Consider the following 17,966-nt stretch of genomic DNA (forward strand, 5'->3'; position numbering starts at 1 on the left):
CGGGAACGGTGGCGAAATCTAAAGCAGTATCAACGTAGATTGAAGTTGATTGGAGCGATGTCTTTTTCCAGATGATTTATAAATAATCAAAAAATACTTCAGGTACTAATCGGAATTCCCCAGATTTCAAGCGAGAAATATCTATCCATAAGGCTCTATGTTTATGATTTGGTGATTCTGAAAAAACTAAACTTTCCAGTTGATAAAATTTGGAATCAGCAAAGTCACATTGATAAAGCTGAATAATTTCATGACCTTGCCTACCATTAAATGTAAACAGGTTCTCTATACAACCCAAATAGCGAATATTCATTAAGTCTGCCTGAATTTCCTCTTGAAACTCCCGTTGTAAGGCGACGCGGCTGGTTTCGCCAAATTCAACACCACCCCCCAAAGCCCGATAAAATCTTTCTTGCTTTACGGGATCGTAGCCTTCAGAAAGAAATATGCGTCCGCCATGCCGAATTAGCCCCAAGACTATTACCCGAATTTCGCCTGCTTTATTCATTGTTGTAACTAATTATCGTAAATAGACTGAGGACGACTTTCGCTATTCTCGACAGGCCAATCGGAATTTTCGCCACCCATATATAACTCTTCAATGGTGACATATTCCTCACTTAGCTGGGTGAGGGCGTTGATTAAAATATCCAGAGCGATCGCATCACTGGTTCCTAAGTCAAACCAACAACGCCCCCACTGACCCTCATATTCAAACTCACCGATGTTGTGCATCAGTGCTAACAGGCTTTTGTCATACCCTTGTGCATCATAATTCATGTAGCTGATATCGAGTCCAGTATCCTGCACCTGAAGATTCTCAGCATTAAATGCACCCAATTTACCCAGATAAAACCAGGAATTGAAAACTTCTTCTACAAACTGCTTTTCACGCGCCGAAGGATTTGTGCTGAATTTTAGCCAAATCCACATATCAAAAGGATTAATTTCGCGGAACTGAATCTCCATTTTGGTCTAATATCTCAATTACTGTTCTGAAAATAAGCATATCAAAATGGGGAGTAGGAAGTGGGGAGTGGGGAGTTAGGAATTAGGAGTTAGGAGTTATTATTTACCGCCTGCCCTATGCCCAATTATCTAGGATTGTTCAGGCTAACAGCAGTGCTGCGTTCATGCTCAATTTGTTTGACTAAATCGCCTGGGAGTTGGGATTTTTTAGTCAATGCTTTGTCAAAATTAGCGATCGCTTCTTGGAACATCTGCTGGCTTTTTTGTTTTTGCCCCAATTCTTTCAGGATCTGGGCTTTGAGATAATAAATTTCTGGATTATCGGATGTGCTTTTGATCGCCCGGTTGACATACTCTAGTGCCTGTGAATACCGTTTTAAATCTCGGTAAGCAAGAGCAATACCCCGATCTACTAAATACCGAGGAGCCGCATTTTGTTCTAACCGTCCAATTGCCTGATCTGGGCTAGCAAAAGGCAAATTAACCGCCAACAATAAATCCATATAACCTTTGATTAAATTTAGTTCTGGATCGTTGGCGGAAACTGCTTCGGCTTTGTCTAAATATTCATAAACTTGCCGCAACTGACTAAAGACTTGCGGCACACCCTTGACTGTACCCTCACGGCTGATAACTACTGCACCCTCTAAAAAATGACCAACAGCAGTGTATAAATTACCACGCAATGGATCGGTAGAAATCAATTTTTGTCCGGTTTCTAGAGTTTTTTGGCTGTAGGTGTCCAGTTTAGCCCAATCCTTATTTCCGTATGCTAAAGATGCCTTGATAGCATAAGCTAGAGGTTCATTTGGCTCTTTGGATAGTGCTTGATCCAGATAACGCTCTGCGGCTGGATAGTTGCCCTGTTGGAAAATCGCTTTAAAAGCTGCTTCTGTTTGGTCGCCAATTTGATGAGGTTCACGATTGCGAAACGGATCGCCAGCCAGGGAGGGATTTACACACAAATTAAGTGCGAACGCAGTGGCAAAAGCAGTCTGAGCAAGGGTAGTCAGTCTAGCTGACACTACTAATCGAGCCGAAGATAATTTTTTAGTCATTTTAACCCTCAGAATAATTGCGGTTGAAATAGTCGTATGTGTTACTTAGAATCCAAAAAACGCTTAATTTTTACACTGAGCGACTTGCCTTGAGCGCAGTCGAAAGGAGTCGAAGTGTTAACTTGCCTCTGCTTCCAGGAAAATTTTCTTATATAAAGGTTGACTTTGGTAATTTTTCCATGTTCCCAGGCTTGTTATAGAGAATGTTTAAGGGTGAAAATGCCACAATGGAGAAAAACTGGATGATTCTTGCTGCTAAATTAAAGTGTTAATCCAGATAATGCGCGAGAAAATTTTCCAGAATTTTCTAGATGCTCTCAGTGTAGCTAATCACTAATTTGCTGACTTTTTGGTAATCTTAACAAATGCTCTATCTCCGAAATCTAATTTATCATCCTACAGCTTGCCCGACAGCGATTCTCAAATCGCTCAACATGGAATTAGCACCGCAGCAGCTAGGTCTGATTATTGGCCCGAGTGGTTCTGGTAAAAGTACCTTATTAGAAATTTTGTCAGGACTAGCCGAACCCACTAGTGGCGGACTCTTCTGGCGGGAACAAGAACTTATAGCCGAACAGCTACAACAATTGGCTGGGTTAGTATTTCAGTTTCCAGAGCGACACTTTTGCGGTGGTTCGATTTTAGAAGAATTGCGTTTAGGACATCCTGAGTTAGGGTCAGAACGAGTCACACAGGCACTAACTGAGGTGGGATTAGAGCATTTATCGCTTTCGGCTGCTCCCCATGCTTTGAGTGGTGGTCAGCAACGACGTTTAGCTTTGGCAGTGCAATTGATTCGCCAGCCAAATTTACTGTTATTGGATGAACCCACAGCTGGGTTAGATTGGTCAATGCGTCGGCAACTGGTAAATTTATTAGCGAAACTGAAACAACATTGGACACTGTTGATAGTGACACACGATGCTGGGGATCTGCTAGCGATCGCAGACCGTTGCTGGACACTCAACCACGGTGAACTAGAATCAGTAGATCCAAGGACACTAGAGGCCAAAGTTAAAGAACCTCTACCAGCTGTATGAAAAAGGGAGTGGGGAGTGGGGAGTGGGGGAGATGAGGGAGACAAGGGGGACAAGGAGAAAATAACTAATGCCCAATGCCCAATGCCCAATACTTCGACTTCGCTCAGTACAAGTGCCCAATGACTAATGACTAACTTATTGCCTGAGATGGCAGAAATTTGGCAGCAAACTCTCAATTGGGAACCAACAGCCCAACAGCAAGCGCAATTCCAGAGACTTTATGAGTTAATCCTAGAAGGTAATCGCCAACTAAATTTAACTCGGATCACTGACTCCCACGAGTTTTGGGAAAAACATCTCTGGGATTCTCTGCGAGGAATTGCGCCACAGGGGGAATTTATCCCGTCTTTTCAAGAAGCTGCATCTGTGATTGATATTGGCACGGGTGCAGGTTTTCCGGGTGTTCCAGTGACAATTATTGCACCTAATTGCAAAATTACTCTGATGGATTCAACCCGGAAAAAAATTACTTTTATCGACAATATATTAACTGAACTTGCCCTGACTAATGCCAAAACTCTTGTTGGTAGGGCTGAAGAAATCGGTCAGCAACCCCAGCACCGACAAGCTTATGATATTGCCTTGATCCGCGCTGTTGGGACAGCTTCTGTTTGTGCAGAATATGCCTTACCATTACTCAAACGAAGTGGTTTAGCGATAATTTATCGTGGGAATTGGACAGAGGAAGAAACCACAGTTTTGCAAAATACTGTTAACCAGCTAGGTGGTGTGATTGAATTAATTGAAAAATTTACCACACCTATAAGTGATAGCATCCGTCATTGCCTTTATGTGCGTAAGGTAGCAAACACACCAGCTAATTTTCCCCGTGCTACAGGTGTACCTTCTCAAAACCCGCTTTGAGGAGGGAGTGCGAGAATATAATAAAAGAACCCCACCCCCAACCCCTCCCCGCCGGCGGGGAGGGGAGCTAAGGCGCGGCTTTTGCGGGGTCGGGTTCCGGGTATTATGCTTAATTGCCCGGAATCATATTAGCCACTTCTGAGTTCAGAAGGGGAATCGTGAGGGTTTTAAGTGGAGCGATCGCTCCGACGAGCTACACCTACGCCCTTTTTACTCAACAATTGGTGTTAAAAGGTGCAACTTCTGAGTTGAGATGGGGAATGGTGAGGCTTTGAAGTCAAGCGATCGCTCCGACGGGCTACACCTACGCCCTTTTTACTCGACAATTGGTGTTAAAAAGTGCAACTTCCGAGTTCAGAACCTCAATGGTAAAGCTTTGGGGTCGAGCGTAGACGCGCAACGGGTTGTCATTACCAACATTTTTCTAAATTTTGCGCTTCGTTGTCATCCCGCCTTGGAATAAATTCCCAGGCTAATAGCTAAAGTCCTCTCAAGAGGACTAAATATCAGATTTTAAGCGATGTAGATAGTTATAACTCTGTGAAAGTGAAAATTTCAGTCCACTTGAGTGGACTTGAGCTATTAGCCCCGAACTTCAGTTCTGGGCGGGATTGCCTGTCAGCGCGACATTCTGACTATTACAAAAATGTGGGTAATCACAAGACTTGAGATCACGAGTAGACACGTAGCAGCTTTGATCGCACATTGCCTCAATTGCAATCCAGGCTAAATTATTATTAGCTCAATTTCTCTGCTGCGCGTCCAAGCAGCAACTCCTCGTCAGGCATCGCCTCTATAAAACCCGAAATGACTAACGAAGAACTGCTGCAAATTATTGAACAAGCTGCCAGAGACAAGGTGACAGAATTAGACCTTTCTGGGGAAGGTTTAACAACGCTGCCACGGGAAATTGTCCAACTCACCAACCTGCAATCCCTCGACCTCAGCATTAATCGACTGAGCAGTCTGCCACCGGAAATTGTCCAACTCACCAACCTGCAATCCCTCTACCTCACCGACAATCAACTGAGCAGTCTGCCACCGGAAATTGTCCAACTCACCAACCTACAATCCCTCAACCTCAGCATTAATCGACTGAGCAGTCTGCCACCGGAAATTGTCCAACTCACCAACCTGCGAACCCTCTACCTCTTCAGTAATCAACTGAGCAGTCTGCCACCGGAAATTGTCCAACTCACCAACCTGCAATCCCTCGATCTCAGCATTAATCGACTGAGCAGTCTGCCACCGGAAATTGTCCAACTCACCAACCTGCAATCCCTCGACCTCAGCGACAATCAACTGAGCAGTCTGCCACCGGAAATTGGCCAACTCACCAACCTGCAATCCCTTGCTCTCCGCAGTAATCAACTGAGCAGTCTGCCACCGGAAATTGTCCAACTCACCAACCTGCAATCCCTCGCTCTCCGCAGTAATCAACTGAGCAGTCTGCCAAGAGAAATCAGGCAACTATCAAAGCTGAAAAAGCTGGATATTTGTAGAAATCCAGTCCCTATTCCACCTGAGATTTTGGGGTCGAAGAAGTTATATGAAGATCCGGGTGATGTGAATGAAATTCTCGATTTCTATTTTCGGGTGCAAGACCCAGCCGAAACAGAACCCTTCTACGAAGCAAAATTCTTAATTATTGGCGAAGGAGGGGCCGGTAAAACCTCTTTAGCCAAGAAAATTGCAGATGAAACCTACAAACTCCAGCCAGAAGAGAAATCAACCCAAGGCATTGAAGTGATCCAGTGGCACTTTACACAGCCAAATGGCAAAGATTTTCGCGTCAACATCTGGGATTTTGGCGGTCAGGAAATCTACCACCAAACCCATCAGTTTTTCCTCAGCAAGCGATCGCTCTATGCTTTAGTTGCCGACACTCGCAAAGAAAACACCGATTTTTACTGGTGGCTGAAGGTTGTCGAACTCTTGAGTGACAAAAGTCCAGTTATCATCATCAAAAACGAAAAACAAGACCGTGATTGCCCAGTTAATGAGCGCCAGTTACGAGGAGAATTTAGCAACCTGAAGGAAACACTGGCAACCAATTTAGATACTAATCGCGGTTTAACAGAGATTAAAGACGCGATTCAGCTATACATCAGCAGACTTGACCACGTTGGTACACCTTTACCAAAACTCTGGATAAGAGTCAGAGCCGCATTAGAGAACGATTCTCGAAATTACATTAGCTTTGAAGAATACTCTACCATTTGCCGAGGTAATAAATTAACAGACCGTAAAGATATGCAGCGCTTGAGCAACTATCTTCATGACCTCGGCGTTTGCCTGCATTTTCAAGACGATTCTACACTGAAACACTACGTCATCCTCAAACCCGAATGGGGAACTACTGCCGTCTACAAAGTTTTGGACAATGACAATGTTAAGAAAAAGTTGGGTTGTTTTACCAAAGACGCCCTCAAAGATATTTGGAAAAGCGGCGAATATGCAGATATGCGAGATGAACTACTGCAATTAATGATGCAGTTCAAGCTTTGCTACGAAATTCCCGGTCGTCCTGCTACTTATATTGCGCCTCAATTGCTCTCTATTGAAAAAGCTGATTATACCTGGGGCGATCGCAATAATCTCATCCTGCGCTACACCTATGACTTTATGCCCAAAGGTATCCTCACCCGCTTTATTGTCGAGACGCACCCTTGGATTGAACAGCAAAAACTCGTTTGGAAAACAGGTGTTGTTCTCAACAAAGACCAAACTCGTGCAGAAGTCATTGAAAACTACAATCAACGGGAAATTAAAATCCGTGTGACCGGAAAGCGCAAAAAAGAATTGATGGCTGTTGTCACCCATGAACTGGAAAAAATCCACAACTCTTACGAACGTTTGGAATATCAAACCCTAGTTCCGTGTAACTGTGAGACTTGCAAAAACCTGCCGACACCTCATTCCTATTCTCTGGACTCACTCAAAAAACGCTTGGATGCTAGCCGCTACAAGATTGAGTGCGAGAACAGCTATGAAATGGTAGATATCCGCAGGTTAATTGATGATGTCATGTTCCAACCCGCTAGAGAAGATGGGGAAATCAACCCCCAAGTTGCACAGTTGCAAAGCGAACTGGAGCAAAAGCGAGATGAATCATTGACGCATCGGTTACGAGATAGCAAAATCAATAGTCAATCTGTAATGAAGTTCGAGAAGGAAATCTTCATCTCCTATGCTTGGGGTAGAGAAAGTGAGCAATTTGTCAACCAACTAGATCAGACTTTGCAGGCTAAAGGGATCACAATCATTCGGGACAAACGCGATTTGGGCTACAAAGGACTAATTAAACCCTTCATGGAACGGATTGGACGCGGTAAATGTGCGATCGCGGTTATTAGTGACAAGTATTTAAAGTCTGAGAATTGTATGTTTGAGCTAGTGCAAATTGCTAAAAACGGGGAATTTTATGATCGTATTTTCCCGATTGTGTTACCGGATGCCCAAATTTATAAGCCTGTTGCAAGACTTAAATATATTAAGCATTGGGAAGAAGAAATTAAAGATTTAGACGAAGAGATGAAAGGGGTTTCCGCAGCTAATTTACAGGGATTTCGTGAAAAAATTGACCAGTACACCGAGATTCGCAAAATGATCGCCGAACTCACCAACCTGCTAACAGATATGAACACGTTGACTTCTGATATTCACAGCGAATCAGACTTTGAGGACTTGATTAATGCGATCGCAGTCCGTCTAGATGAGTAAAACTAGACTATTGCTGAGGTTGATAGGTGGAGCGATCGCCCTTTTTACTCGACAATTTGTGTTATGAGGTGCAAGCTTCAAGTTCAAAACTCAAATGATTAGGGTCAAAGCTGCAAGTCCGAGGGTTAAAGGTGCAACTTCGAGGATCAAAGGTGCAACTTCCGAGTTCAGAGGTCGAGCGATCGCTCTTTTAGCTTGACAACTCATGTTCAAAGGTGCAACTTCCGAGTTCAGAGGTTGAGCGATCGCTCTTTTAGCTTGACAACTCATGTTCAAAGATGCAACCTCCGAGTCCAGAGGTCGAGCGATCGCTCTTTTCACTCGACAACTCATGTTCAAAGATGCAACCTCCGAGTCCAGAGGTCGAGCGATGCCTGCGGCGGGCTGCGCCAACGCTCTTTTCACTCGACAACTCGTGTTCCAATTACGAATTAGTCTTACTGCCAAAATTTTATCGTTTATGTTTTCTGCTGAGATAAATCCATCAAGTTTGCCAGCTTGTAAACTACCCGCGCTCCAACATTACCATCCCACTCCCCATCACCGACTTCGCAGATATCAAAGCCAATAATTTTTTTCCCACTATTCACCAATTCTCGGAACAGACAAAAAGTTTGCTCTAATTCCAACCCACCGGGAACAGGAGTACCTGTACTCGGACAGAGTTTTGGATCTAGACCATCTGCATCAAAGCTAATGTAAACATACTCAGGTAAATGACTGATAATTTCTCGGCACAAATCAATCCAAGTTGTTCCAGAGTAAAGCTTTTGTTTAATCGCTGGGTCATAATAAGGAATAATGCGATCGCTAGATTGGTCAATCATTTCCACTTCATCATGACTAATATCACGCAAACCCACTTGCACTAACTTAGAAATTTGCGGTATTTTCATCGCATTAAACATAATAGACGCATGGGAAAACTCAAATCCCTCATAGGCATCGCGTAAATCTGCGTGGGCATCAATGTGCAAAATGCCATAGTTTTGGTAGTTAGCCGCTAATGCTTGGAAATAACCTAAAGGCGAACTATGATCTCCACCAATGACTGCAACTCGCTTACCATGATTAATTGCTTGTTGACAATTTTCAAATAGCCATTTATTCACCTGTTCACCAGCCTGATTAATTTCTGTCAGCACAGGTGTTAAATCTGGTGTATCTGAGAGTTGTTTACCTTGGGCTAATCGCTCAATAATTTTTGCTGCTAAGACGCGATAGTATGTATTCTTCTCTACAATATCCTGGGGAATTTCCACCATAAAAATTCCCTGCTTCCAACCATCAGGATTATCAAAATCGAACAAATCTAGTTGAGTCGAAGCATCGAGAATTCGCTGTGGGGCATTAGCAGTGCCTGCACCATAGGAAACAGTAACTTCCCACGGCACACCAAAGACAACCAACTTTGCAGACTCGTAATCGCCAGGCAAACCTAAGAGGTTGCCATTTACTTCACCTACGCCGCTAGGATTGTAGTCTTTTAATTGATTACTCATTGAGTATCTTCTGGATTTATGTGGATAGACAGCACGCCGCCTAGTGGACATCTGCATTGTAATCAAAATTTTTCACAGGCGGTAAATTACTATTTTCCAAATACACAACTCCAAACTCCTGTACAGACGCGATTAATCGCGTCTCTCCAAACAGACACGATTAATCGCGTCTCTTCTGCTCAATTAATTGATCGAAATTGGGACAATACACCTGTTCTCCATATTCTTGCCACTCTTTGTCTGACGAGTAGGGTGAAGATTTTAATGTTGCCTCTTGGACGTATGCCATCAATGGGCGACGAAGACACTCATATTTCTCGAAAGCTGTGGCTATAGCTTGCGTATTATCCCAGTTATTCTCCTCGGCAATTTTAGCGATTAGTGTTGCAATCAAGAGTGCATCTTCAAATCCTTGATTAGCTCCTTGAGCCATGAAGGGAGGCATTCCATGTGCGGCATCGCCAACTAATACGATTCGCCCTAAACTCCAGGCTGGTGGAATTTTGACAGCATCAGCTTCTGTATTGGCGTCAATTGTGCTAGGAACTTGTACAGAATCTGAAATAGTAGCGCGGTGAATATAGTATGGGCGTTGCTGCATCTTCGCAGGAGGAGATATACGTACTAATTGCTTAAGTGCATCAGGAAAGCCTGCCTTCTCCAACTCCTGGATAGCTAAGTCAATTAAAGAGTTTTCAGACTTTTCTTGCAACAAGTCCAAAGGTAAAGCAAGATGTATCACGTACCTTAGTTCACCAATTGATCTGCGAAATAAAATCATCCTGATGTTATTTATACAAACAGAATTTCCAGATATTTCATCATTAGTGATTGTTACAATTGGTGAGTCTTGAAAGAAATATTCTTCTAATTTCGTCCACAGTTCAGTTGTTATGTCGCCTATTTCTCTACAAAATATAGCTGCAAACCCGGAGTATTCAGGTCGAGCAAAATCATGGTATTGACTATCTGTGTAAAGCAGTCTACGAACTGTAGAATTAATCCCGTCTGCTGCAACAATTAGTTTAGCTCGAATCGATTTTGTTGCTAATTCTTGGGGGGCAGCATCCGATTTCTGGGGCTGTGTATCATTCTGTTTCTGCGCATCTGTCCAATAAGCATAGGGGTTGGCTTCAGTGTCAGATAAGCAATCTATGCGCACAGAATCGTTTTCCGGCTCATTGACAATATTAATACAACGGTGATTAGCTTTAACTTGGTCTTCGGGAAGTAGCTGTCTGAGGGTTGTCTGCAAATTGTACCAAGAAATTGACACTCGACCCTCGCCATAATCTTTAAACCAGTCATCAAAACTAAGCGAGATTGACCGAATTATCTGTCCCTGCAAATTTTTGTAAGTCCATTGGGGTGAAGTCTTTGAAGGTTGTTGCTTTTGAGTAGGTTCGACAGTTTTCTGGTCATTAGACTGCTGGGGATTCAATAAACCAAGTCCAGTTTTTTTGACTTCTTCGTAGGCGTTAGGATCTAAATATTTGAGAGCCTTTAATCCATTTGGGAGAAGATCCAACCCCTGGCCAACTTCACGAAAGGCGCGAGTTTGATCGATGACAAGCACATTTTCAATACCACGTTTACGTAAGCCGATAGCAGTTGCTAACCCAATAGGCCCAGCGCCAACCACTACAACATCATAGATTTCTTGCGGAGCAGAAAATGAGACAACAGAGCCAGTTAAGGTATCAGCTTTGGTTGATCTGTCTGTATATGTATGAGGACTTGATTTAGTTTCTAGCATATTTATACACAGTAATCTGAGATAGAAGCTGGGCAATGTGGAAAGCTATTAGCTATCAACTAAGATACCATAGCGATAACGAGCTACTCCCCAATTAACATAAGCCTGGGCATTACTGGGGTTAAGTCTGATGACTTGGGAAAAATCACGCACTGCACCAAAGTCATCTCCATTTTGTCCACAAACACAACCCCGGTTAAAGTACGCTCTATTATCGTTAGCATTGAGACGAATTGCGAGATTAAAGTCAAGCATAGCTGCTTGGGTATCTTGCAAGACAAAATGCGCCAAACCTCGGTCATTGTAGATATCTGCAAGCAGTAAGCTGCTTATTTGGGGGATTTGAGTTAGAGCTAAATTAAAGTCAACAATTGCCTCAAAGTCTTTCCCATCCCCAGCATGGGCTAGCCCTCGGTTGTAGTAAGCTCAAAAATCATCGGGTTTAAGTGCGATGTCTACGACGGGCTACGCCTACGCTCGATTATGATCAACAATGGCAGTTGGATATCCCCTTGTCTGTAGAGTGCGACTCCCCGGTTCAGATAAGCCTCAAAATTATCAGGTGCAAAATTTATTGCTTGAGTACAATCTGCGTAGACGCGAAGCGGCTTGTCGTCAGACATCGCTTGATGGTAATCTTCTAATTGGAGATCAGCAAGAGCGCGATCGCTATAAGCTACAGCAAAATCTTTCTTAAGTTCAATCGCCTGGTTGAAATTTTCTATTGCTTGCTGGTAATTACCACCCCGCATCTTATCTACACCCAATTCCAATAAATCACCAGCTGTAATTTGCGTAATTAAAATCGGTGATGAATGTGCGGATGGAGTCAAACAAATGAAAGATAAAGCAATAATTACACTGAGAAATAATCGCCAGAAACTAGTCATAAACATCCTATTTGACAATTTCGGCAACCCGAAAATTAGCGGGACAAAAAGCCCCGCAAATTGTTAATTTTTGAAGTTAGATTTTAGTCTACTTCCAGTCCTTATCTGCTTGTGAAAGCACATAAGCCGCTACATCTTCAATTTGGTTAGGTTTCAAGCGTTTGCCGAAGGCGGGCATGGCATTTTTACCTTTTGTAACTTGGGCAATAATCGCCTCTGCTGAGTACAAACCATACTTTTCCAAAGCATCTTTCTTCAGGTTTTTGTTAGCTTGAACCAGATTCTTCCCTCCGGCGTGACAAGAGGCACAATTGGCACTAAATACTTTAGCTCCACTAACAGCATCTGCTGCCAATGCTGGACTACTGAAGACAAAGGTGAAGATTGCTATGCCTAACAGCATCACTGTAATAATTTTTTTCATTTCGTGTTCCCTCTGCAATAACGGCTTATTCGGTGCAATATCCTCCATAATTGTCAGTTGAGACGTTGCCTTAGTCAAATGACAAACTGTCAAACTTCAGTTTATTAAAGTTTCGGGATTTTGAATCTTCGGGTTTTTATAGGAGTTTTAATTTATTTGAAGCACATTTGTTGTCGGGGCACAGCATGGTTTATTTACGTGAAAATAGCTATAAATTTAGGGTTGTTAGTACAGAGCGATGTTTGGCGACAAGCTGCTTCTCTACCAGACGCATTGCGAAAGCATCTACGTCGATGATCACAATGCAAATTTATTTGAACAATGAAATATAAAAGATGAAAATTATGCTGTTTGATCTTTTACATTTCATCCTTTGTTATTTAGTTGACAGCCCCTAACTGAATAAGCGTATCTTCTGTAACACGACAAATTCGCCAATCATCTAATATAGATGCTCCCATACTACGGTAGAATGCTTGGGCTGATTCGTTCCAATCCAACACACTCCACTCTAACCGCCCACAATCACGTTCTATCGCTATTTGGGCTACTTTAGTAAGGAGAGCCTTACCAATACCGAGCCGACGATATTCTGGTAAAACAAATAAATCTTCCAGATAAATTCCTGGCTTCGTCAGAAATGTTGAATAATTATGAAAAAATAGGGCAAAACCAACAGCTTGACCCGCAGATTCTGCTAAAATTGCCTCTACATACCTCCGTGAACCAAATAAATGTTCCTTGAGTGCCAGAGGATTGCCAGTAATCGCGTGTGATAATTTTTCATACTCTGCAAGTCCCTGAATTAATTTAAACAGTACGCTATAATCGGCTGGTTCAGCAAAACGCACAATCAAATTGCTACGCGAAGTCATTAATCTATAGTCCATAGTTGATAGTCCATAGTCTATAGGCAACTGGGCAATTTTTTTGAGTAATGACTAAAAAAAAGCCGAAAAAAGGTACAAAACGCCCGGTTTTTGCAACTTGCAGTAGCTGAAGCTCAAGAAATATACAGATACAATTTGCTACAACGGATAGCGACTCATTGAGCGTCGGGAACCTCCGCAAGGCACTGGCTGCCCTACGAAATTTCAAGTTTTGCACTTTATTTGATCGATATTCGTTAGTGAAGCTAATTAGATCATTCTACGTTGATCAATGTAATTAAATCAACCAACCTTTTAAACGTTTGGCTATGTGGGGACGCCGCAATTTACGCATGGCTTTGCTTTGAATTTGTCGCACTCGCTCACGAGAAAGATTGAACATATTGCCAACTTCTTCTAAAGTACAGGGTTCGCTGGTTGTCAAACCATAACGCAGAGAAATCACATCTTTCTCTCGTGGAGTTAATACGTCACCTAAGACTTCCCAAATCTCCTGACGCATCATGTTTTCATTCATTTTTGCTTCTGGAGACAGGTTATCTTCATCTTCTAGCAAGTCCATCAATTCCGTGTCTTCTTCTTTACCAACGCGGTGGTTGAGAGAAAGTGCTTGACGCCGTAGTTGTTGTAGCTGGCGTAATTGTTGCACACTAATTTCCAAAGCTTCTGCCATTTCCCCTTCGGTGGGATTACGACAGAGTTTTTGTTTGAGTTCGCGTTGGGCTTTTTTCAGCTTGTTAAGCTTTTCAACAATATGAATAGGTAGCCGAATTGTTCGCGCATCATTAGCTATAGCCCTGGTAATCGCTTGTCTAATCCACCAATAGGCGTAAGTAGAAAACTTATATCCTTTATCGGGATCGAACTTTTCTGTAGCGCGATTTAAACCCATTGCTCCTTCCTGAATTAAATCCAGAAAAGGCACTCCCCGATTTAGATATCGCTTGGCAATAGAAACTACCAATCTGAGGTTCGAGCGAATCATTTTGCGTTTCGCTACTCTACCTTGATACAAGCGACTTTCTAATTGCTTTTCGGTCATTTCTAGCTCGGAAGCTACTTCTAGCTTGCTAGGTTCTTGTCCCAGTTTTAATTGTAAAGCAGCTTGTAATTCCCTAACTTCTTCTAAAAACCTGACTCGCCGCGCTAACTCTACTTCTTCATCAGGTTTTAGAAGCGGATAACGCGCCATTTCCTTAAAAAACGCGCCTACAGCATCATCATGTTCGGTTTTATTGTATCCCGAAGGACGAGCCGCCGCCATGTCATCCCCATCCCGTTCGTCTGATTCGGGATTTTCTACTACAATTGGAGATTCTTGATCTGCTACAGCATCTAAACTTTCGAGTGATGGTTCTTCGCTATCAGCAGTGTTCTCCAGTATTTCCATTTTTCCCAATTCAACAATATTCATAGTTTCCTTTAGGGATTGTTGTTTTGTTTGGTACCTAATTTACTTACAGCTACTCGTTTGAGGCTTGGTAGTTTTCCCTAAGGGACGAATGCACCCGTTTATATAGCGAAATTCAAGCTTCTGCTAATTTATCTTCAGAAATAAAAATCCGTATCTACCTACCAACTATAGGTTACGGTTAGATACAACCTATAACTAAACTCGCCTTGACACCCAAGAAAACTTTCTTCTCAGACTGACAACATATATATTCTTCATTTTTTTCGGAATTATCAAATATGTCAAATCCTCCTCAAACTTTCTCAACCTTAACAAATATAAAAATCTCAGCTAATCATCCCAATTTCTTAAACTTTCATATATTTTTCTAAATAATTTTAATGTTTAGGGGTTGAAAATCACTGGATAAATCGAAAATCTGCTGCTGGGGTTATGCATTGGCGATTAAAAGTTACCTAGATGATACAAATTACAACAACGCCAGCTTAATTTGGGGATGATCTTATTTGTATAAAATAATCTCATATACAGAAAGGGTTGAATATCTATCGATAGGCGGAAAAAGACTACTCCCTATTTAGTAGTTAGAGCAACTGTTGCAGCAAGATCGGACATACTTTTATTTGTATAATGGGCATCAAATATTTATTGCACGTATAGAAGAGGCGAGATTGTCTAGTAGATTACATAAGAGGAAACTTATCAAGTATTATGAAGGATAACAGTATTGAGAAATACCATTTAAGTCTAAGAAAAGAAAAAGTTAGAGTTTAATTGGCTAGGTTAATTTTGACCAGCTATGTGAGTAAAGTGTTAAACTATAAAGTCAGCAATTATGTATATTAATCAAGTAAATTTCTCTCCTTTAGTGGTAGCCGAGCCTAGTGAATCGTACCAGTCGGGTGCAACTCTTAATAGGTGGGTTGAAGTACTGGTAGACTGTCCAGGAAGTACAGGACTATTTACTTATCGATTGCCAGCCCAGTTAGAAATCAAACCAGGGGATATTTTGAGCGTGCCATTTGGGGCACAACAATTGGGAGCGATCGCTATTCGGTTACTGTCACAACCAAATATCGATTTACCACCAGAAAAAATCCGGGAAGTAGAAGATATAGTCAGCGTTGGATTTTTCCCAAGTGCTTATTGGGAATTACTCAATCGAGTCGCTGCATATTACTATACGCCCTTGATTCAAGTGATCCGGGTTGCTTTACCACCAGGGTTGCTGGGGCGATCGCAGCGTCGTATCCGCATCATTAGAGGCACAGCAGAAGACGAAAGTAATTATTTACTTACATCTGGCAATCCTTCAGCTTTTCTGACTCCAACTGCGCGGCAAATTTGGGAACTTTTACAAGGGCAGCCGGCGGGAAACTACAGTTTCGCCTACCTCCAACAAAAAGTCAAATTTGCTTATCGGGGAATTCGGGAGTTGTTGCGATTTGGTTTAGTAGAAAGCTATTTAGAACCACCACGGCTAACTCGACCAAAACTGCAAAAAGCAGTCACGCTGATAGCTACAATCGATGACGAGTTAACTACTCGCCAACGAGAAATTTTGGAAGTACTACGACGGCGGGGTGGTGAATTGTGGCAAAATGAATTACTGGTAATTTGCAATGCTAGTTCCTCTATCCTGAAGACGTTGGCACAAAAGGGTTACATTGTCATCGAAGAACGGGAAGTATTGCGAACAGAACAGGGTCCACAATTAGTCGGTGATGATGCTAAATCCTTAACTGCTGCCCAAGCTAGCGCCCTAGAAACAATCCAGGCACTAGATGGATTTGCTGAAGTTTTGTTGCATGGAGTCACAGGTTCGGGAAAAACCGAAGTATATTTGCAAGCGATCGCACCTCTCCTGAATCAAGGCAAATCCGCCCTTGTCTTAGTTCCAGAAATTGGACTCACACCCCAGCTAACTGATCGTTTTCGCGCCCGGTTTGGGAATAAAGTCAGCGTCTATCACAGCGCCCTCTCCGATGGTGAACGTTACGACACTTGGCGGCAAATGCTCATCGGAGAACCCCAAGTTGTCATTGGTACCCGCAGCGCCGTTTTCGCTCCTTTACCTAAATTGAGTTTAATCATTTTAGATGAAGAACACGACAGCAGCTTTAAACAAGACTCCCCCATTCCCACCTATCACGCCCGCAGCGTTGCCCAATGGCGAGCAGAATTAGAAAATTGTCCCTTGGTGTTGGGTTCCGCTACGCCTTCCTTGGAGAGTTGGATAAGCGTCAGAACCTCACCCCCTAGCCCCCTCTCCGCAAGCAGAGAGGGGGGACAGGAAATAAATTTTAACTCGGCAGGCAGGAGTTATTACTTAAGTTTACCGGAACGGATCAATTCCCGCCCTTTACCACCGGTGGAAATAGTCGATATGCGGCAAGAGTTGCAGCAGGGAAATCGCTCTATATTTAGTAGATCGCTGCAAGCAGCTTTGCAAGAGTTGCAAGAGAGAAAACAACAGGGAATTTTATTTATTCATCGTCGGGGACACAGTACTTTTGTATCTTGCCGCAGTTGTGGATATGTGTTGGAATGTCCCCACTGTGATGTGTCGTTAGCCTATCACCACACTGAAGAAAAAGCACCGGAATTATTGCGTTGTCATTATTGTAACTATGCGCGATCGCATCCCAAATTCTGCCCTGATTGTAGTTCCCCTTACCTAAAATTTTTCGGTAGCGGCACTCAACGAGTCACGCAGGAACTAGCGCGACAGTTCCCAAATTTGCGCTTGATTCGTTTTGATAGCGATACCACCCGCAACAAAGGTTCACACCGGACTCTACTCACCCAATTTGCCAACGGCGAAGCAGATTTATTAGTCGGAACGCAAATGCTTACCAAAGGTTTAGATTTACCACAGGTAACACTTGTGGGTGTCGTTGCTGCCGATGGATTGCTAAATTTATCAGACTATCGCGCCAGTGAACGGGCATTTCAAACCTTGACTCAAGTAGCTGGACGTGCTGGGAGAGGCGACGATCCGGGTAGAGTAATTGTGCAGACTTATACTACAGAGCATCAGGTAATTGCAGCAGTGCGATCGCACGATTATCTGTCTTTCTCTGAAGCTGAGTTAGAACAACGCCAAGCACTCAATTATCCTCCTTATGGACGCTTAATTTTATTGCGTTTAAGTAGTCTCGACGCGATTCAAGTGCAGAATACGGCGCAAATTATTGCTACAGCCTTGAGTACAGAAGAAGAATTTGAGATATTAGGCCCAGCACCAGCGAGTATTTTACGAGTAGCTAATCGTTATCGCTGGCAGATATTGATTAAATTTGCCCCGGATGCATTGCCAAAATTGCCAGATTGGGAAGAAGTGCGATCGCTTTGTCCGCCATCTGTTAGTTTGACAATTGATGTAGATCCATTAAATATTATGTAGTCAATTGCGGTTAAACCATCTTGTAGTTCA

The 17,966-nt window shown here is 42.8% G+C and carries 16 protein-coding genes; 5 read left to right on the forward strand and 11 right to left on the reverse strand.

The annotated features are described in order from the left end of the window. Positions 1–76: 76 nt before the first annotated feature. The 3 genes from HWQ38_RS39755 to HWQ38_RS39765 form a co-directional block, all read right to left on the reverse strand. The gene (locus HWQ38_RS39755) at positions 77–508 is read right to left on the reverse strand and encodes an NUDIX domain-containing protein (RefSeq protein WP_292805941.1); all 432 of its coding nucleotides are present in this window, start codon (positions 506–508) and stop codon (positions 77–79) included. An 8-nt stretch (positions 509–516) separates the two neighbouring features. Then, the gene (locus HWQ38_RS39760) at positions 517–969 is read right to left on the reverse strand and encodes a DUF3531 family protein (RefSeq protein ID WP_292805944.1); all 453 of its coding nucleotides are present in this window, start codon (positions 967–969) and stop codon (positions 517–519) included. A gap of 125 nt (positions 970–1,094) precedes the next feature. Then, positions 1,095–2,027 carry a Sll0314/Alr1548 family TPR repeat-containing protein gene (locus HWQ38_RS39765; RefSeq protein WP_292805947.1) on the reverse strand — a complete coding sequence of 311 codons (933 nt, stop codon included), beginning with the start codon at positions 2,025–2,027 and terminating at the stop codon, positions 1,095–1,097. Between the two features lie 365 nt (positions 2,028–2,392). Between HWQ38_RS39765 and HWQ38_RS39770 the strand changes: the two genes are divergently transcribed. From HWQ38_RS39770 to HWQ38_RS39785, 4 genes are all read left to right on the forward strand, one after another. Continuing rightward, on the forward strand, positions 2,393–3,067 hold the full coding sequence (locus HWQ38_RS39770) for an ABC transporter ATP-binding protein (protein WP_292805949.1): 675 nt from the start codon (positions 2,393–2,395) through the stop codon (positions 3,065–3,067). Positions 3,068–3,193: 126 nt separating this feature from the next. After that, entirely contained in the window at positions 3,194–3,931 is a 738-nt protein-coding gene (gene rsmG / locus HWQ38_RS39775) for a 16S rRNA (guanine(527)-N(7))-methyltransferase RsmG (protein ID WP_292805952.1), read from the forward strand. A 253-nt stretch (positions 3,932–4,184) separates the two neighbouring features. After that, positions 4,185–4,394, forward strand: coding sequence for a hypothetical protein (locus HWQ38_RS39780; protein WP_292805955.1), 210 nt, complete (start codon positions 4,185–4,187; stop codon positions 4,392–4,394). A 344-nt stretch (positions 4,395–4,738) separates the two neighbouring features. Beyond that, the gene (locus HWQ38_RS39785) at positions 4,739–7,654 is read left to right on the forward strand and encodes a COR domain-containing protein (protein ID WP_292805958.1); all 2,916 of its coding nucleotides are present in this window, start codon (positions 4,739–4,741) and stop codon (positions 7,652–7,654) included. A gap of 90 nt (positions 7,655–7,744) precedes the next feature. Here HWQ38_RS39785 and HWQ38_RS39790 read toward each other — a convergent pair whose 3' ends face one another. From HWQ38_RS39790 to HWQ38_RS39825, 8 genes are all read right to left on the reverse strand, one after another. Next, positions 7,745–8,101, reverse strand: a complete 357-nt coding sequence (locus HWQ38_RS39790; RefSeq protein WP_292805961.1) for a hypothetical protein — start codon at positions 8,099–8,101, stop codon at positions 7,745–7,747. A gap of 11 nt (positions 8,102–8,112) precedes the next feature. Beyond that, positions 8,113–9,156, reverse strand: coding sequence for an agmatinase SpeB (gene speB, locus HWQ38_RS39795; RefSeq protein ID WP_292805964.1), 1,044 nt, complete (start codon positions 9,154–9,156; stop codon positions 8,113–8,115). Positions 9,157–9,316: 160 nt separating this feature from the next. Then, positions 9,317–10,912 (reverse strand): FAD-dependent monooxygenase, encoded by a 1,596-nt coding sequence (locus HWQ38_RS39800; RefSeq protein ID WP_292805967.1) that lies wholly within the window; start codon positions 10,910–10,912, stop codon positions 9,317–9,319. A gap of 48 nt (positions 10,913–10,960) precedes the next feature. Continuing rightward, positions 10,961–11,167: a hypothetical protein gene (locus HWQ38_RS39805; RefSeq protein WP_292805970.1), complete on the reverse strand. Its 207-nt coding sequence runs from the start codon at positions 11,165–11,167 to the stop codon at positions 10,961–10,963. Positions 11,168–11,367: 200 nt separating this feature from the next. Further along, positions 11,368–11,802, reverse strand: coding sequence for a tetratricopeptide repeat protein (locus HWQ38_RS39810; RefSeq protein ID WP_292805972.1), 435 nt, complete (start codon positions 11,800–11,802; stop codon positions 11,368–11,370). An 88-nt stretch (positions 11,803–11,890) separates the two neighbouring features. Continuing rightward, positions 11,891–12,226 carry a cytochrome c6 PetJ gene (petJ, locus tag HWQ38_RS39815; RefSeq protein ID WP_292805975.1) on the reverse strand — a complete coding sequence of 112 codons (336 nt, stop codon included), beginning with the start codon at positions 12,224–12,226 and terminating at the stop codon, positions 11,891–11,893. A gap of 380 nt (positions 12,227–12,606) precedes the next feature. Beyond that, complete coding sequence (locus HWQ38_RS39820) at positions 12,607–13,101, reverse strand: GNAT family N-acetyltransferase (protein WP_292805978.1); 495 nt, start codon at positions 13,099–13,101, stop codon at positions 12,607–12,609. Between the two features lie 292 nt (positions 13,102–13,393). Then, positions 13,394–14,530 (reverse strand): RpoD/SigA family RNA polymerase sigma factor, encoded by a 1,137-nt coding sequence (locus HWQ38_RS39825; protein ID WP_292805980.1) that lies wholly within the window; start codon positions 14,528–14,530, stop codon positions 13,394–13,396. A gap of 835 nt (positions 14,531–15,365) precedes the next feature. On the opposite strand from HWQ38_RS39825, the gene priA reads away from it, so the two are divergent. Next, positions 15,366–17,936, forward strand: coding sequence for a primosomal protein N' (gene priA, locus HWQ38_RS39830; protein ID WP_292805983.1), 2,571 nt, complete (start codon positions 15,366–15,368; stop codon positions 17,934–17,936). Positions 17,937–17,966: the final 30 nt, after the last annotated feature.

The organism is Nostoc sp. NMS7 (assembly GCF_017115085.1).
Classification (GTDB): domain Bacteria; phylum Cyanobacteriota; class Cyanobacteriia; order Cyanobacteriales; family Nostocaceae; genus Nostoc.

Bases quoted from the DNA above. Each gene is read 5' to 3' on its own strand.
- rsmG (WP_292805952.1), top strand. From the start codon at position 3,194: ATGACTAACTTATTGCCTGAGATGGCAGAAATTTGGCAGCAAACTCTC.
- HWQ38_RS39800 (WP_292805967.1), bottom strand. From the start codon at position 10,912: ATGCTAGAAACTAAATCAAGTCCTCATACATATACAGACAGATCAACC.
- HWQ38_RS39755 (WP_292805941.1), bottom strand. From the start codon at position 508: ATGAATAAAGCAGGCGAAATTCGGGTAATAGTCTTGGGGCTAATTCGG.
- HWQ38_RS39785 (WP_292805958.1), top strand. From the start codon at position 4,739: ATGACTAACGAAGAACTGCTGCAAATTATTGAACAAGCTGCCAGAGAC.
- priA (WP_292805983.1), top strand. From the start codon at position 15,366: ATGTATATTAATCAAGTAAATTTCTCTCCTTTAGTGGTAGCCGAGCCT.
- HWQ38_RS39765 (WP_292805947.1), bottom strand. From the start codon at position 2,027: ATGACTAAAAAATTATCTTCGGCTCGATTAGTAGTGTCAGCTAGACTG.
- HWQ38_RS39780 (WP_292805955.1), top strand. From the start codon at position 4,185: ATGGGGAATGGTGAGGCTTTGAAGTCAAGCGATCGCTCCGACGGGCTA.
- HWQ38_RS39810 (WP_292805972.1), bottom strand. From the start codon at position 11,802: ATGACTAGTTTCTGGCGATTATTTCTCAGTGTAATTATTGCTTTATCT.
- HWQ38_RS39825 (WP_292805980.1), bottom strand. From the start codon at position 14,530: ATGAATATTGTTGAATTGGGAAAAATGGAAATACTGGAGAACACTGCT.
- petJ (WP_292805975.1), bottom strand. From the start codon at position 12,226: ATGAAAAAAATTATTACAGTGATGCTGTTAGGCATAGCAATCTTCACC.
- HWQ38_RS39820 (WP_292805978.1), bottom strand. From the start codon at position 13,101: ATGACTTCGCGTAGCAATTTGATTGTGCGTTTTGCTGAACCAGCCGAT.
- HWQ38_RS39805 (WP_292805970.1), bottom strand. From the start codon at position 11,167: ATGCTTGACTTTAATCTCGCAATTCGTCTCAATGCTAACGATAATAGA.
- HWQ38_RS39770 (WP_292805949.1), top strand. From the start codon at position 2,393: ATGCTCTATCTCCGAAATCTAATTTATCATCCTACAGCTTGCCCGACA.
- speB (WP_292805964.1), bottom strand. From the start codon at position 9,156: ATGAGTAATCAATTAAAAGACTACAATCCTAGCGGCGTAGGTGAAGTA.
- HWQ38_RS39760 (WP_292805944.1), bottom strand. From the start codon at position 969: ATGGAGATTCAGTTCCGCGAAATTAATCCTTTTGATATGTGGATTTGG.